General features: G+C 65.9%; 14 protein-coding genes. 10 read left to right on the forward strand and 4 right to left on the reverse strand.

Going from position 1 to position 16,062, the window contains the following annotated elements; all coding sequences use genetic code 11:
* The first annotated feature begins 125 nt into the window (after positions 1–125).
* Positions 126–1,508, forward strand: coding sequence for a ferredoxin reductase family protein (locus AC3ANU_RS11705; RefSeq protein WP_488314573.1), 1,383 nt, complete (start codon positions 126–128; stop codon positions 1,506–1,508).
* Positions 1,509–1,556: 48 nt separating this feature from the next.
* On the opposite strand, the gene AC3ANU_RS11710 is transcribed toward AC3ANU_RS11705, so the two are convergent.
* Positions 1,557–2,312, reverse strand: coding sequence for a type 1 glutamine amidotransferase (locus AC3ANU_RS11710; RefSeq protein WP_488314574.1), 756 nt, complete (start codon positions 2,310–2,312; stop codon positions 1,557–1,559).
* On the reverse strand, positions 2,309–3,601 hold the full coding sequence (locus AC3ANU_RS11715; protein WP_186447717.1) for a Mur ligase family protein: 1,293 nt from the start codon (positions 3,599–3,601) through the stop codon (positions 2,309–2,311). Before AC3ANU_RS11715 ends, AC3ANU_RS11710 begins: the two co-directional genes overlap by 4 nt.
* 90 nt (positions 3,602–3,691) lie before the next feature.
* Here AC3ANU_RS11715 and pdxT point away from each other — a divergent pair, with 90 nt between their 5' ends.
* The 9 genes from pdxT to AC3ANU_RS11760 all read left to right on the forward strand — a co-directional run bounded on the left by pdxT (position 3,692) and on the right by AC3ANU_RS11760 (position 13,647).
* Entirely contained in the window at positions 3,692–4,402 is a 711-nt protein-coding gene (gene pdxT, locus AC3ANU_RS11720) for a pyridoxal 5'-phosphate synthase glutaminase subunit PdxT (protein WP_026265778.1), read from the forward strand.
* 3 nt (positions 4,403–4,405) lie between these two features.
* Entirely contained in the window at positions 4,406–5,161 is a 756-nt protein-coding gene (locus AC3ANU_RS11725; protein WP_018769340.1) for a YebC/PmpR family DNA-binding transcriptional regulator, read from the forward strand.
* Positions 5,162–5,223: 62 nt separating this feature from the next.
* A complete protein-coding gene (gene ruvC, locus AC3ANU_RS11730; RefSeq protein ID WP_018769339.1) occupies positions 5,224–5,802 on the forward strand; it encodes a crossover junction endodeoxyribonuclease RuvC in 579 nt (192 codons plus the stop codon).
* Between the two features lie 89 nt (positions 5,803–5,891).
* Positions 5,892–6,536 (forward strand): Holliday junction branch migration protein RuvA, encoded by a 645-nt coding sequence (ruvA, locus tag AC3ANU_RS11735; RefSeq protein WP_018769338.1) that lies wholly within the window; start codon positions 5,892–5,894, stop codon positions 6,534–6,536.
* A complete protein-coding gene (ruvB, locus tag AC3ANU_RS11740) occupies positions 6,529–7,614 on the forward strand; it encodes a Holliday junction branch migration DNA helicase RuvB (protein WP_018769337.1) in 1,086 nt (361 codons plus the stop codon). Before ruvA ends, ruvB begins: the two co-directional genes overlap by 8 nt.
* Before the next feature lie 212 nt (positions 7,615–7,826).
* Complete coding sequence (gene yajC, locus AC3ANU_RS11745) at positions 7,827–8,234, forward strand: preprotein translocase subunit YajC (protein ID WP_488314575.1); 408 nt, start codon at positions 7,827–7,829, stop codon at positions 8,232–8,234.
* 99 nt (positions 8,235–8,333) lie between these two features.
* Positions 8,334–10,091 (forward strand): protein translocase subunit SecD, encoded by a 1,758-nt coding sequence (gene secD, locus AC3ANU_RS11750; protein ID WP_018769335.1) that lies wholly within the window; start codon positions 8,334–8,336, stop codon positions 10,089–10,091.
* On the forward strand, positions 10,091–11,107 hold the full coding sequence (secF, locus tag AC3ANU_RS11755; RefSeq protein ID WP_488314576.1) for a protein translocase subunit SecF: 1,017 nt from the start codon (positions 10,091–10,093) through the stop codon (positions 11,105–11,107). The genes secD and secF overlap by 1 nt, the downstream gene beginning before the upstream one ends.
* 149 nt (positions 11,108–11,256) lie before the next feature.
* A complete protein-coding gene (locus AC3ANU_RS11760; RefSeq protein WP_026265777.1) occupies positions 11,257–13,647 on the forward strand; it encodes a RelA/SpoT family protein in 2,391 nt (796 codons plus the stop codon).
* Here the strand turns inward: AC3ANU_RS11760 and AC3ANU_RS11765 are convergent.
* Together AC3ANU_RS11765 and AC3ANU_RS11770 are read right to left on the reverse strand one after the other, a co-directional pair.
* On the reverse strand, positions 13,528–14,301 hold the full coding sequence (locus AC3ANU_RS11765) for a hypothetical protein (protein ID WP_488314577.1): 774 nt from the start codon (positions 14,299–14,301) through the stop codon (positions 13,528–13,530). The two genes, AC3ANU_RS11760 and AC3ANU_RS11765, sit on opposite strands and share 120 nt — an antisense overlap.
* 102 nt (positions 14,302–14,403) lie before the next feature.
* Positions 14,404–16,053: a DUF349 domain-containing protein gene (locus AC3ANU_RS11770; RefSeq protein WP_488314578.1), complete on the reverse strand. Its 1,650-nt coding sequence runs from the start codon at positions 16,051–16,053 to the stop codon at positions 14,404–14,406.
* Positions 16,054–16,062: the final 9 nt, after the last annotated feature.

Raw genomic sequence — 16,062 nt, forward strand, 5'->3', positions numbered from 1 at the left:
GGGCACGCTTCTCAATCGGGGGATGGAGGATGCGCTCCCAGCCTGTGTCCCTACAATTGCCGCTATGGGGCCCGGCACGGGCCGCAATCGACGCGACCTGCATGGCACGCGCAAAAGGCAGGGCGATGACGAAGGGACCGTGGCCCATGACCAAGGTTGGCAGCAGGCCCGGGACCGACTTCCTGGGCATTCCGTTCCGATGGCTGGGGCCCGGCGCCATCACGGTGCTGGTGGCGGTGTACGGCGTCTTCTGGTTACTGGCACGCCCTGCCGGCGAACCTGTCCTGGGGCACGTTGGGCAGCTCTTCGGTGGCGAGTCCGTCTTGTTGTATTCGATCGCGCTGATCCTGGTCAGCACCCTCCCTCACGTCGAGCCGATTTTTGGTGGCATTGACCACGCCGCCATTTGGCACCGCAGGGCGGCAATTATGGCAACCATCCTGTTGCTGCCGCATATTGAACTTGCCGCCAATCCGGGAGCAACCAGCCTGGGCAAGACGTTGGCAGTGGTTGCCATCAGCGGCCTGGCCGCGTTGATGGTGTGGGCAGTCCTGCCGCGCTGGCGGACGATGCTTCCCGCACCTCTCCGCCGCCTGGTCCTGGCATCTCTTGGAACCCGGCCGGTCCAAATGGCGGCCCGCGTGCTGGGTGGCTACGAGCGGTGGCGGGGCTTCCACCGGCTGACCGGCTTGTTCCTGGCCGCCGGCTTCCTGCACGGCCTGCTCGACGCCAGCGCGTTTGAGGCCGTGCCCGCGCTCAGGTGGAGTTACGTGGTTATCGGCGGGACGGGACTGGGGTTCTACGCCTACCGCGAGCTGCTGTCGCGGCATTTCCTGCCGCACCACGACTACCAGGTTGCGTCCGTCCGGCCCGTTGCGCCGGACCTGGTGGAAGTGGCGCTCCGTCCCCTGGGCCGGCCGCTGGATTTCAGGCCGGGCCAGTTCGCCATGGTCTACCTGGAAACAGCAGAGGGCTGGCAGCGGCACCCATTCTCCATCTCGGGACCGGCAGAGGAAGGTGGAATCAGCATCACGGTCAAGGCGCTGGGCGACCATACAGCCAGGCTTCCGGACGTGGTCCAGCCGGGGATGCCGGCCGTGGTCGGTGGACCCTACGGACGCTTTGACCGGCACCGCGGCACGTCCCATCAGGCCTGGATCGCCGGCGGTGTGGGAATCACGCCCTTCCTCAGCTGGCTGCGGTCACTGGACGGGGAGCTCCACGAAGACGTCCACTTCTTCGTGACCTCGGCAGGTCCGTCGCCCTTTGCCGACGAGATCACTGCCGCCGCCTGGAATCAGCCACGGCTCACGGTCCATCTGGTGGACACCGAGGCGGATGGCCGGCTCACCCCGGAGGCAGTCCTGGCCGCAGTGGGAACCGAACCACGCCAGCTGTCGGTTTTCATGGGCGGACCGGATCCCATGCTGCGGCAGTTCCGCAAAGCCTTCCGGGCCGCCGGCGTCCGCCGGGCCAACATCCACCGGGAGTACTTCCAGTGGCGTTGACCGGGATGCTGCACCTCTGCCGTTAACCCGGGTCAGTAGTCTTTTTGGTCAGCGCGGCCGGCGGGCAGCGTGCTCCCGGGCCAGGACGGCAAAGGTGTCGTCCGGGTTGCCGGGGGAGAAGCTGCCGAACTTGCGCTCCGCTGCGGTGCGGATGAGGAAGTCGGCGATGGCGGGGTTCTTCGGCAGCAGCGAGCCGTGCAGGTAGCTGGCCACGATGTTGCGGTAGCGGGCCCCTTCGTGGCCGTCGTTGCTGTTGTTACCCGTTCCCTTGGCCACGGTACCGAGTGGCTGCACACCGCTGCCCAGCGTGGTTTGGCCGCTGTGGTTTTCGTAGCCGAGGACGTCGCCGAACTCATTGGTTGAGACTTTGACGTTGCCGATCAGGCGCTCATCTGTGCCGTGGGTTTCCACGTCCAGGATGCTGATGCCCGGGATGACAGCGCCGGTGCGGGTTTTGAAGAACCGGCCAAAAAGCTGGTACAGCCCGCAAATGACCAGCATCGGCGCACCATCCTCGGCCAGCTCCTTGAGCTGGCCGGCCCGGGCCTGCAGGTCGTCCTGGATCACCAGTTGCCCGCTGTCCTGCCCGCCGCCGCCGACAATGATGTCCACGCCCTCGGGAAAAGGATCGCCCACGTTGTATTCAAGCAGTTCAGGGGTGTACCCGTGCCAGGAAATGCGGCGCTGCAGGACCAGGGCATTGCCCCAGTCGCCGTAGATGTTCATGTCGCGCGGGTACAGCTGCACCACCCGGAGGGTGCCCTTGGACTGGCCGCCGGCCGTCGCTGCTTCTGCAGGATTCACGAGACAACCTCCACGGTGGTGATTTTGGACAGCTCGCGGCGGATGGCCAGCATAGCGGTGTAGGTGCAGAAAATCCGTTTGGGTTTGCCCTGGCCTTCCCGGATAAAGGCTGCCAGGGCGGCCGGGATGTCGGTCTGCACCGCTCCGACCTGGACGTCGTCGTACTGGAGCCGCAGCGCCATGTCGTAGGCGCGCGACCCGCTTATCATTTCCACCCCCGCCCCGCGCAGGGAATCAAATTCCACGTCCCACAGCCAGGACATGTCCCGCCCGTCCGCGTAGTTGTCGTTGATGGCGATCATGGTGGCGTACCCGGCGGCGGGGAAGGATTTCAGTCCCAGCCGGAAACCGCTGGGGTTCTTCACCAGCACCAGGTCCAGCGGCTGGCCGTCCACGGTGAGGCTTTCGCCGCGGCCGAAGGCCGGCGCCACCCGGGACAGCGCGTCCAGCAAAGTGGCGTGGTCGGCGGTGGCGGCGCCACCGCCGCAGATGCTGCGGGCCAGCGTCAGCGCAGCAGCGGCGTTAAAGATGTTGTAGACGCCGCGCAGCTTCATCGCCGTGGTGACCGTCCCGCCGTCGTACTCAAACTCGGCGCTGTCCGCGCCCACTTTGCGGAGCACGACGTCGGCTGCCGGCTTTTCCTGCAGGCCCGCCGGCGCGGGGCTCCCCGGAGCGGCACGCATGTCGTCGTCATTGGGAAAGGTGCCCAGCAGGGAGTCGTCAAGGCCGAAGTACTTGACCTCCTGGCCGGTCAGTGTATCCGCGATCCTGGCAACGCGGGGGTCCTCGCGGTTCAGGACCACGGTTCCTGTGGTCTTGGAAGCGATGTGCTGCAGGAGCTGTGCCGTTTTGTCGATCTCGCCGAAACGGTCCAGTTGGTCACGCAGAACGTTCAGCAAGAGGCAGTAGCGGGGCGGGACGCTGTTCACGAAATGGACCGCATGGGCTTCGTCCAGTTCCAGCACCGCGACGTCCGCGTCCAGCCTGCCGCGCCAGTCCACCTCGCCGAGGAGGGCCGCCGCCACGCCCCGGGTGAAGTTGCTGCCGGTCCGGTTCGTGAAGACCTTCAGGCCCTGGCTCTCCAGCAGTTCGACCACCATCTTGGTGGTGGTCGTCTTGCCGTTGGTACCGCTGACCACCGCCACACCATGGGGCAGCGTGGTGAGCGTCCGCCGCATGAAGCCGGGATCGATTTTCTCGACCACCAGTCCTGGAAGTGCGGACCCGCCGCCCCGCAGCCGGGACACCCTGCGGACCAGCTTGCCGAGCGGAACACTGAAGAAGACCATGTTTTGAATATATCCCAGCAGCGGCATGCAACCTTTGCCGGGGCCTCCGAGTGGCAGCAGCCATGGAGGGAGGGCCCGTATGCTGGAGGGATGACGAATCCCCCCTCTGCTGCTCCTGCGCGCGTGGGCTCAGGCCTGCGGATTGGCGTCCTGGCCCTCCAGGGAGACTTCCGCGAACACCTCCGCGCCGCCGAAGCCACCGGCGCGCAGGGTGTGGCTGTCCGCCGCCCGGAGGAGCTGGACGGCCTGGACGGCCTTATCATTCCCGGTGGCGAATCCACCACCATCGACAAGCTGGCGAGGGCCTTCGACCTTGCAGACCCGCTCCGGAAGTACATCGCCGAGGGACTGCCGGTCTATGGCTCCTGCGCAGGGATGATCCTGCTTGCCTCGGACATCGCCGATCCTGCCACCGATCTTTCGGGCGCCCCCCAGCAGACGTTCGGCGGCCTGGACATCACCGTCCGCCGCAACGCCTTTGGCCGGCAGCGCGAGTCCTTCGAAACCGATCTGGAGTTCAAGGGCCTGGAATTCAGCGCCACGGAATCAGGCGTGGCACCCGTGCACGCTGTCTTCATCCGCGGTCCGTGGGTGGAGCGGGTCGGTGCGGACGTGGAGGTCCTGGCGCAGGTGGAACCGGCGGACCCCGGCCAGGCGTCCCACGCCGCAGCGCTGCCCGGGACGGCTAGAATTGTCGCAGTGCGTTCCGGCCAGCTGCTGGCCACCTCCTTCCACCCGGAAGTGACCGGCGAGAAACGCGTACACGAACTTTTTATCCGCATGATCAGAGGAGAAGCGTAAAGCATGTCAGGCCACTCCAAATGGGCAACGACCAAGCACAAAAAGGCGATCATTGACAGCCGCCGCGCAAAGTCGTTTGCCAAACTGATCAAGAACATCGAAGTTGCCGCCCGGATGGGTGGACCGGACCTCGCCGGCAACCCCGGCCTGGAACTGGCCGTTACCAAGGCCAAGAAAACGTCCGTCCCCAACGACAACATTGACCGCGCCATCAAGCGCGGCGCCGGGCTCACCGGTGAAGTGGTGGACTACACCGAAATCATGTACGAGGCCCGCGGGCCCCAGGGCTCAGCCCTGCTGATCGAGTGCCTTACCGACAACAAGAACCGGGCGGCTTCCGAAGTAAGGCTGGCCATCTCCCGCAACGGCGGCACCATCGCGGACCCGGGCTCCGTCAGCTACCTCTTCACCCGCAAGGGTGTTGTGAACCTGCCCAAGAACGGCCTGAGCGAGGACGACGTCCTGATGGCCGTCCTCGACGCAGGCGCGGAGGAAGTCAAGGACAACGGCGAGACCTTCGAGATCCATTCGGAGCCGGGAGATCTTCCCGCCATCCGCGAAGCACTCAAGGAAGCCGGCATCGAGTACGACACCGACGAAGTTGAGTTCGTGCCCTCAATGCAGGTTGAGCTGGATGTGGACGGCGCCCGCAAGTTCCTGAAGCTTGCCGACGCCCTCGAGGACCTCGACGACGTCCAGAACGTGTACAGCAACGCCGACCTCAGCGACGAAGTCCAGGCCGCCCTGGAATCCGAGTGACGTCCCGCCTTGCCGGCTAGTGCGTCCCCGGAGGCTGTGCCGGGCACTTCGATGGGGGCCGGGTGACACTCCGCGTCCTCGGCGTTGATCCCGGCCTCACCCGGTGCGGCATTGGCGTGGTGGATGTTGAGCGGAACCGGCGGGCCAGCATGGTGGCCGTCGGCGTGGTAGGCACGTCCCCTGAGGAGACGCTGGACCGGCGCCTGCTGGTGATCGCCACGGCAATTGACGAATGGCTTGACCGCTACGAGCCGGACGTCCTCGCCGTCGAACGCGTCTTTTCCCAGCTCAACGTCAGCACGGTGATGGGCGTAGCCCAGGCTTCCGGCGTGGTCATCGCTGCGGCGGCCCGCCGGGGAATTCCGGTGGCGCTGCACACGCCATCAGAGGTCAAGGCCGCCGTGACCGGGAGCGGGTCCTCCAACAAGGACGCCGTGACCAAGCTGGTCACCAAGATCCTCCGCCTTGACGCGCCGCCGCGTCCGGCCGACGCCGCCGACGCGCTGGCGCTGGCCATCACGCACGCGTGGCGGGCCGGAAGCGGCGCGGCCGTGGCCACCACGGGTCCCGGCAGTTCATCCCTGACTCCCGCGCAGCGGGCATGGGCCGAGGCGGAGGCGAAGGCGCGCCGTGCACGCTGATTGTCCCTGCTGCTTGCTAGGGTATTCGTAAATATGTTCGGATAGCCGGGCCCTCACTGTGAGGCCGGCGGTACAACGGGAGCCCGGCCTTGATCAGTTTCCTCCGCGGAACCGTAGCGCATGTTGGCCTGTCCACGGCCGTGATAGACCTCAACGGTGCCGGGATGAGCGTCAACGCCACGCCCCAGACGCTCAGCAGGCTGCACGTGGGTGAACAAGGCCAGCTGTTCACCTCCCTGATCGTGCGGGAAGACTCGCTGACGCTCTTTGGCTTCGCCTCCGACGACGAACGCGAGGTCTTCGACATCCTGCTGAGTGTCAGCGGCGTCGGTCCCCGGCTTGCGCTTGCAGTCCTGGCCGTCCACGATCCCGAAGCAATCAGGGTTGCCGCGCACACAGGGGACAGCAAGACCTTCACGAAGGTCCCCGGAATCGGCCCCAAGGTGGCTGGCAGGATAGTGCTGGAGCTGGCTGGAAAGCTCGTCCCGCACGGAACCGCCGCGGCCCCCGGTGCCGCCACGCCCGCAGAAGCTGCCTGGAAGCCCCAGGTGGTGGCCGCCATGACCAGCCTGGGCTGGTCCGAAAAGGACGCCTCCACCAGCATCGACAAAGCCCTTGCGGAGGACCCGGAAGTGTCCTTCCGCGGCAACGTGCCCGAAATCCTGCGCACCACCCTCCGCTGGCTGGGCCAGGACGGCGCCCGGGCAGGCAACCGCGTAGGCACCCGTGGCTGAACCGTCCCTGGTCGCAGCGGGGGAGGAGCCGGAGGAGCGTGCCATTGAGGCGGCGCTCAGGCCCAAGAACCTTGACGACTTCGTTGGCCAGCACCGGGTGCGCAAGCAGCTGTCGCTGGTGCTCCAGGCGTCCCGGATGCGCGGACGGACTGCCGACCACGTGCTGTTCTCCGGGCCGCCCGGCCTGGGCAAGACCACCCTGGCGATGATCGTTGCCGCCGAGATGAACGCGCCGCTGCGCCTCAGCAGCGGACCTGCCATCCAGCACGCCGGCGACCTCGCAGCAATCCTGTCCTCGCTCTCTGAGGGCGAGGTCCTGTTCCTGGACGAGATCCACCGCATGTCCCGGCCTGCAGAGGAAATGCTCTACATGGCAATGGAGGACTTCCGCGTTGACATCGTGGTGGGCAAAGGGGCCGGTGCCACCGCCATCCCGCTCGAGCTGCCGCCGTTCACCCTGGTGGGCGCCACCACCCGCGCGGGACTGCTGCCGGGACCGCTGCGCGACCGGTTCGGCTTCACCGGGCACCTCGAGTTCTACTCGGTTCCGGAGCTGGAACTGGTGCTGCGGCGTTCTGCCGGACTGCTGGACCTGAAGGTCAACTCGGCCGGCTTCGCCGAAATCGCCGGCCGTTCCCGCGGCACTCCCCGTATTGCCAACCGGCTGTTGCGGCGCGTCCGGGACTGGGCGCTGGTGCACGGCGTCGAACAAATCGACGCCAGGACCGCGTCCGCTGCCCTGGACATGTATGAGGTGGACAAAAAGGGTCTGGACCGGCTGGACCGGGCCGTCCTCGACGCACTCATCACCAAGTTCGGCGGCGGTCCGGTCGGACTGTCCACCCTCGCCATCGCCGTCGGTGAAGAAACCGAAACCGTTGAGACAGTCGCCGAACCGTTCCTGGTCCGGGAGGGCCTGCTGGGCCGTACGCCCCGCGGCAGGATTGCCATGGCACCGGCATGGACGCACCTGGGCTATGCCATCCCGTCCGGCGTCTTCGCGCAGGAGCAACTGGACCTTTTCGAGCCCGCCGGGGGCGATGCCGCGGCGGGGGACTGGGCCCCGGAGAGCCAATAGCAGGCTCCCTTCAGCTTTTCCCTTTAGACTGGTATGACGCCCGGCACGTTCGGGTCTTTGTTTCGCGGGTGGCCCTGACGCCCCCGTCGCTTGGGGAAGGAACATGTCAGGCGTTCTGCCTGCACCGCAAACCCGCCCCGGCCGAAGCGAAGCCAACGTCGCCGGAAAACCCAGCTACACCACGCTAAAGAACGGAATTCCCCTTGGATCCAATGTCAATTCTCCTGTTCGTCATGCTCGGCGTATTCATCTTCATGATGTTCCGCCGCAACAAGAAGACGCAGCAGCAGCAGGCAGAGCTCCAGTCGAAGTTTGCCCCGGGCGTGGAGGTCATGACCAGCTTTGGCCTTTTCGGCCGGATCGTGGACATCGACGAGGCCGAGAACAAGGTCACCCTTGAACTTTCCCCCGGCAACCTGGCCACTGTGCACCGCCAGGCCGTCACCAAGGTCGTTGAGCCGGTGGCAGAATCCGCCGCCCAGCCGGCTGACGCCTCCCCGGTGGTTCCGGATGATGCGTCCTCCCTCACCACCCCGGAGTCCGGAAGCACCGCAACAGGTGCCGAGACTCCCGAGGAAACCCTGAAGCGCCTCAACGACGAGGGCAAAAAGGACAGCTAGGCCCGCTGGCCCCTTCCTCCCTCTACCGCTGCGGACCACCGCCGGCGCAGGCAGCAGCCCGCTCCGGCGGTTTCTCCGCGAACAAGAGAAAGATCGACAATGGCACGAACTGGCCGCAAGAAACCAGGGCTCCGCGTCCTGGTCTGGCTTGGTGTAATCCTGGCAGCGCTGACCGCCGTCCTGGCCGGCGGCACCATTGCCGGACAGGCCAGCTGGGCACCCAAGCTGGCGCTGGACCTCGAGGGCGGCACCCAGATGATCCTGGCCCCGAAGGTGGAGGGCGGTTCGGACATCAACGAACAGCAGCTCAACCAGGCGGTGGCGATCATCCGCCAGCGCGTTGACGGTTCCGGCGTCTCCGAGGCGGAAATCAGCACCCAGTCAGGGCGCAACGTGGTGGTCAGCCTTCCCGGCACACCCTCTGCCGAGACGCGCAACCTGATCCAGGCCTCGGCGGACATGAACTTCCGCCCTGTCCTCCTCAATGGCGACGGCGCAGCAGTTCCTGCCGAGTCGCAGACGCCGGAGGACCAGCTGCCCAAGCCGACCGCCGAGCCTGCCAACAGCAGTGACACCAACTGGATCACGCCCGAGATCTACAAGCAGTTCGAGGCGCTCGACTGCAACAGTGCCGCTGCGGAGAAAGCCCAGCGGTCGGATCCCACCAAGCCGCTGGTGACCTGCGAGCCGGCCACGGACAAGTCGCCGGCCATCAAATACATCCTGGGTCCCGTGGAGGTGAAGGGCAGCAACATCGTCACCTCGTCCTTCCAGCTGCAGCAGGGCGCACAGGGGGCTGTCACCAATGAATGGGCCGTCAACATCCAGTTCGACGCCGAGGGTACAGCCAAGTTCAAAGAGGTCACCGAACGGCTCAACCAGTTCTACGTGGCAGCCGGCGGCCAGTCGGGCACCGACCCCAAGTCCCAGTTCGCCATTGTGCTGGATGACCAGGTCATCTCCGCCCCGCGTTCCCTGGCTGTCATCACTGACGGCCGTCCGCAGATTACCGGTGGCTTCAATGAGAAGACGGCCAAGGCACTCTCCGACCAGTTGAAGTTCGGCGCCCTTCCCATCAGCTTCGACATCCAGAGCGAGCAGCAGATTTCCGCCACGCTCGGTGGCGAACAGCTGCGCATGGGCCTGCTGGCCGGCCTGATCGGGCTCCTGCTCGTGGTGGTCTACTCGCTGTTCCAGTACCGTGCCCTGGGCTTCGTCACCATCGCATCGCTGGTGGTGGCCGGTGCCCTGACGTACCTGGCCATCGCGATCCTGGGCTGGACGGAGAACTACCGGCTGTCACTGGCCGGCGTGGCCGGCATCATCGTGGCCATCGGCCAGACGGCAGACTCCTTCATCGTCTACTTTGAACGCATCAGGGATGAACTGCGTGAAGGGCGCGGCCTGGTATCCGCCGTCGAAAACGGCTGGAAGCGCGCCAAGCGCACCGTCCTCGCCTCCAAGGCCGTCAACCTCCTGGCCGCACTGGTCCTGTACTTCGTGGCAGTGGGCAACGTCCGCGGCTTCGCCTTCACCCTGGGCCTGACCGCCATCGCCGACCTCATCGTGGTGTTCATGTTCACCCACCCCACGCTGCAGCTCCTGGCCCGTACCCGGTTCTTCGGTGAAGGCCACAAGTTCTCCGGCCTCGACCCCGAACGGCTTGGTGCCGTCCCGCTGTACCGCGGCGCCGGACGCGTCCGCACCCCGGAGGACAAGCCCGTGGTGGTCCGCACCAAGAACACAGGGGCGGCTGCCGAGGCCGAGCGCCGCATGACCATCGCCGAGCGGCGCCTGGCAGAGAAGCAGGAACAGTTGGCTGGTTCGTCCAAGACCTCCGCGAAGGAGAACAAGTAATGTCAGGCTTCGCTACTTTCGGCAACGAGCTCTACACCGGGAAGCGCTCCTACGACTTCGTCGGCGCCAAGAAGATCTGGTTCATCATCGCCGCGGTGGGCGTGACCCTGTCCATCCTTATCCCGGTGGCCAAGGGCGGCTTCAACCTCGGCATCGAATTCCGCGGCGGCTCCGAATTCACCGTGTCCAACGTCAAGACCACCGATGCCTCCATCGGTGAGAAGGCCGTGACTGATGTGGTGTCAGGCAGTGTTCCGCGGGTAGCCAACGTGGCCGGCAACACCATGCGCATCCAGACCGACAAACTGACGGATGACGAGACCCTCCGGATCAAGGAGGGCCTCACCACCGCCTACGGCGTTACCGACAACGAGGTGACCTCCACGTTCGTCGGGCCCACCTGGGGTGCAGACGTGACCAAGCAGGCACTGATCGGCCTGGGAGTATTCGTGCTGCTCGCGGCCCTGCTGATGGCCCTGTACTTCCGTACCTGGAAGATGTCCCTCTCGGCGCTGGCCGGCATGGCCGTCACCATGTTCATCACGGCCGGGGTCTATGCCCTCAGCGATTTCGAGGTCACCCCCTCGGCCATCATCGGGTTCCTCACCGTCCTCAGCTACTCGCTGTATGACACCGTGGTGGTTTTCGACAAGATCCGCGAAAACACGGCCGGGATCGACGCGTCCACGCGCCGGACCTTCGGCGAGGAAGTCAACCTTGCCGTCAACCAGACGCTGGTGCGCTCCATCAACACCATGATGGTGGCCATCCTTCCCGTGGGCGCCATCCTGTTCATTGGTGCCGGCCTCCTGGGCGCAGGAACCCTGCGTGACCTGTCCCTGGCACTGTTCGTCGGAATCCTCATCGGTACAGCGGCAACCATCTTCGTGGCGGCGCCGATGTACGCCTGGCTCCGCCAGGGCGAACCGGAGTTGGTGAAGCAGGCAAGGCGTGTTGAGCAGCGCCGCGCAGGTGCAGCTGAACGGGCAGTTCCGGCATCGCCGGCCAAGGCCTGATCAGCAACCACCGGCAGCTTTAAACCACCCAAAGGCCGGGCGGCGCGTACTTTGCGCCGCCCGGCCTTTGGGTGTGAAGGCCCGGTTATAAAAGTCGCTGCCCGGAGGAATAGACTGGGGTAATTAAGACGGTGGTGAGGGGTACTTCATTGGAAGAACGTTCGGCGTCAGCGCCAACGGCACAGGAGGAAAAAAATCCTGCCGGCATGCAAGCCGGTGCGGCACCTTCTGCGCGCCCGGGCTCATTGGTACCTGTCGATAACTCAGGATCCCGCCCCACGTTTCCCGGCCGCAGGGAGCGCACACGCTCCCGGCTTGCCCGCCTGACCGGACGCGGAACCGCCACATACTCACCCATCCTTGAGCCGCTGCTGCGGACCGTACGCGCCAACAACCCCAAAGAGGACTTCGACCTCATCCAGCGTGCGTTCGACGTCGCCGAGCGCAGCCACCGCGGGCAAAAGCGCAAGAGCGGGGATCCGTACATCACCCACCCGGTGGCTGTGGCCACCATCCTTGCGGAACTGGGCCTCAGCGGCACCACACTGGCAGCCGCCCTGCTCCACGACACGGTCGAGGACACTCCCTATACCCTGGCGGACCTGAAACGGGACTTCGGGCCGGAAGTGGCCATGCTGGTGGACGGCGTCACCAAGCTCGACAAGGTCAGCTTTGGCGAGGCCGCACAGTCCGAGACGGTCCGCAAAATGGTCGTGGCCATGGCCAAGGACATCCGGGTCCTGATGATCAAGCTGGCGGACCGGCTGCACAATGCCCGCACCTGGCGCTTCGTGTCGGCTGAATCGTCCGCCCGCAAGGCCCGCGAAACCCTGGAGATCTTCGCGCCGCTGGCGCACCGGCTGGGCATGAACACCATTAAGTGGGAACTTGAGGACCTGTCCTTCGCTGCGCTCTACCCCAAGGTGTACGAAGAGATCGTGCGGATGGTGGGGGACAGGACGCCGGAGCGGGAGAAGAGCCTGGGTGTCATCCGTGACCAGATCACTGAGGACCTGCGCGCTGCCCGGATTAAAGCCACCATCACCGGCAGGCCCAAGCACTACTACTCCATCTACCAAAAGATGATTGTCCGCGACAAGGACTTCGACGACATCAACGACCTCATGGGCGTCCGCGTCCTGGTGGACTCGGTCCGGGACTGCTACGCCGCCCTGGGCACCCTGCACTCGCGCTGGAACCCCCTGCCCGGCAGGTTCAAGGACTACATCGCGATGCCCAAGTACAACATGTACCAGTCCCTGCACACCACGGTGATTGGCCCCGGCGGCAAGCCGGTGGAAATCCAGATCCGCACGCACGAAATGCACCGCCGGGCGGAGTACGGTGTTGCGGCGCACTGGAAATACAAGGACCAGCCCAACCGCACCGCCGTCGGTCCCGGAAGCCCGCGCGACGGAGACATGGGGTGGCTGCGCTCACTGGTGGACTGGCAGCAGGAAACGTCCGATCCCGGCGAGTTCCTGGACTCACTGCGTTTCGAAATCAATGCGCGCGAAGTGTTCGTGTTTACGCCCAAGGGCGAAGTCATGGCGCTCCCGGCAGGATCGACTCCCGTGGACTTCGCCTATGCCGTGCACACCGAGGTGGGCCACCGCACCATCGGCGCCAGGGTCAATGGAAAGCTGGTTCCGCTCAACAGCGAGCTGAACCACGGCGACTGGGTGGAGATTTTCACCTCCAAGGCCGAGGGGGCAGGTCCCAGCCAGGACTGGCAGCATTTCGTCAAGAGCGCCAGGGCGCGCAACAAGATCCGCCAATGGTTCAGCAAGGAACGCCGCGAAGAGGCAATTGACCGCGGCAAGGAACTGCTGACCCGTGCCATGCGGAAACAGAACCTTCCGCTGCAGCGGCTGATGACGCACGAGGCCCTGGCCGCCGTGGCCGAGGAATTCAAGTACGCGGACATCTCCGGCCTGTACGCCGGTGTGGGCGACGGGCATACCTCCGCCCAGTCGGTCATGGAGAAACTCATTGAAAGCCTGGGCGGCAACGAGAGTGCCGATGATGACGTCGAAGAGGTCAGCATCCCCACCCAGGTCAGCAAGGCCCGCTTCTCCGACTCCGGCGTCGTGGTCCGTGGAGTAGGCGATGTATGGGTGAAGCTGGCGCGCTGCTGCACGCCCGTTCCGCCGGACCCGATCCTTGGCTTCGTGACCCGGGGATCCGGCGTGTCCGTGCACCGCACCGACTGCACCAACATCTCCGACCTGAAGGACCAGCCGGACCGGATCGTGGACGTGGACTGGGCACCCACCCAGTCGAGCGTCTTCCTGGTGGAAATCCAGGTTGAGGCCCTGGACCGGAAATCCCTGCTCTCGGACGTGACGCGGGTCCTGTCCGACAACCATGTCAACATCCTTGCTGCCAGCGTCCACACCTCCACCGACCGGGTGGCCATTTCAAGATTCGCTTTCGAGATGGGCGACCCCAAATACCTCAGCCACGTCCTGAGCGCCGTCCGCAGGATCGACGGGGTTTTCGACGTTTACCGCACCACCGGGAACAAGCGCCGGAGCTAGCAGGGCAAGCTTTTCCAAAGCAGCCCGCTTGTGCGGGACCCTTGGGGTGGCCTCAATGGCGCGCACCAGGAGGCGCAGCCTGACATCCTGCTGCGGCCGGGCCAGCAATCCCGCCAGGGCGGGGACGGCCCGTTCGGCATCCACATGCAGGGCGATATCGAGTGCGGTCCGCAGCGGACTGGAGACCATCAGTCCGCCGAGGCTGATCACATCGAAGGGCCCGAGCTTCACTTCGTGCAGCGTGCAGCCCCGGGTGTTCCGGAGACTGGACACCCTTCGTTTGGCGTCCACCAGCAGCGCCAGCCTCTCCGGTTCCGCTGCGCAGCCGTAGATCCAGGCCGCCGTCATGCGCCCGGCGACAACACGTTGCCGTATGGCCGCCGGGACGATTCCGGCTGCTGCCCTGGCCCGGAGCTGCGGCGATGCCGGTATTCCGGGGAGGGTGTAGCCATGCTGGTGGAAGCGGGCCAACAGCCCGTCGGCCGCCAGGGACTGCAGCTCGGGAGCGGCGAAGGGCGCGCCGGGTGCGTACAGGTCGGGAAAACGCGGCGGCGCGGCCGCCTCCCCAACGTTTGCCTGGCAGCCCGGCCGTACGCCGGCAGCGGTGGCTTCCCTGCCGGGACCGGCGGCGGAGGGGATTGGAGATGAGGCCATGCCTTCATCCTGCCCCGACGCCGTTAACAGGCACAGGCCCGGCCCGGAGTATGTGGATAACACCCGGACCGGGCCTGTGCCCGTCAGTTCACGACAGAAAAATCAGGCAAGCTCGCTGGCGGAACGCTGGATCTGGTCGAGCCATGCCTGGCGTGCCTCGAGTGCTTCCTGGGCGGCCTTGATCTTGCGCTGGTCGCCGCTCTTCTCAGCCCTGGCAAGGTCTTCCTGGAGCCCGGCAATTGCGGATTCCAGCTGCGAGAGCGCGCTGTTGGTGCGTGCCTTGCGCTCGGGGTTGGACCGCTGCCACTGCTCTTCCTCAGCGTGCCGCACGGCGTCTTCAACCTTCCGCAGCCCGGCCTCGACCCGGCCCATGTCCGCGCGGGGAACCTTGCCGGCTTCCTCCCAGCGGTCACGAACGGACTGAAGGGCTTTCTTGGCCGCTGCCAGGTCCTTTACCGGCAGGATGGCATTGGCCTCGGCCAGCAGCGCCTCCTTTACCGTGAGGTTTGCTGCGTACTCCTGGTCGATCTCCTCGTTGGCAGCCTGGCGGGACGTGAAGAAGACGTCCTGGGCGGCGCGGAACCTTGCCCAGAGCGCGTCGTCGTCCTTCCGGCTTGCCCGCGGTGAGGCCTTCCACTGGTCCATCAGCCGGCGGTACTCACCGGCAGCGAAGCCCCAGTCGGTTGATGTTGAGAGCGCCTCAGCCTCGGCAATCAACTTCTCCTTGGCGGCCTTCGCGGCAGAGTTGTTGCTGTCCAGCTGGGAGAAATAGGCACGGCGGTGCCGGTCGAAAACGGTGCGGGCGGCACGGAACCGCTTCCACAGGGCATCTTCGTTGCTGCGGCCCAGGCGGACGCCGCTCTTCTGGGCCGTCTTCCAGTTCTCGAAGAGCTCGTTCATCCGGGCGCTGGAGGTCTTCCACTGCGTCTGCGCCGGATCCTGGCCGGAGATTTCCTCTGCTTCAGCGACGATGGCTTCACGTGCTGCCAGCTCGGCGGCACGCACGGCGTCGTGCTCCGCCTTTTCGGCCTTTTCCAGCTCGGTGATCTGGCCTGCCAGCGCGTCCAGGCGCGCCTCCGCTGCACGGAGGTCGCCCACCATGTTGCGCTCGGCGAGCTGTTCCCGCAGGTGCGTCACGGTCTTCTGCATGTCGGTGCTGGGTGCCCTGGAGCTGACCCGCTGCTCCAGCAGGACGATCTGGGCCACGACGTCGTCGTACTTCCGCGCGAAGTAGAGCAGCGCTTCGTCGTCGCTGACACCCGGGTACTGGCCCACGGGGTGTTCGCCACCGTCGATGCTCAGGTAGACGTGTCCGTCCCCCTCTACCCGGCCCCATTTGGAGGCTTCGGCAACGGACGTACCAGGTGCAGCCGGAGCCGTAACCGCGGCCGGAGCGGCAGCGGCAGGCTTGGGACGCGACGCGAACGCTGCCGGTGACGGTGCAGACGGCCGCGGAGCGGGGGCAGGAGCCGGTGCCGGGGCAGGTGCGGAGGTCTCCGCTGCGGCGGTCCCTCCAGCCTGGTCTTCAGCGCCGTGGTCTTCGGTGGCCAGGGCCCCGCTGGCCGGGTCCCCGATGGCCTGGCTTTCGGCGGCCTGGGCTTCGTCAGCCTGCCCGGTGCCCTCATCGGAAGCGGCGGCTTCAGGGGTCACGGGGGACTGCCCGGCATTGGCATCAGTACCGCCAACCTCGGCCGGAGCCGCTGCTTCGGTCATGTCTGTTGCTGTTTCGTCGGATTTCTGACTGTCTGTCACCGCTAAAAG

Source organism: Arthrobacter sp. SDR-2R, assembly GCF_057747955.1.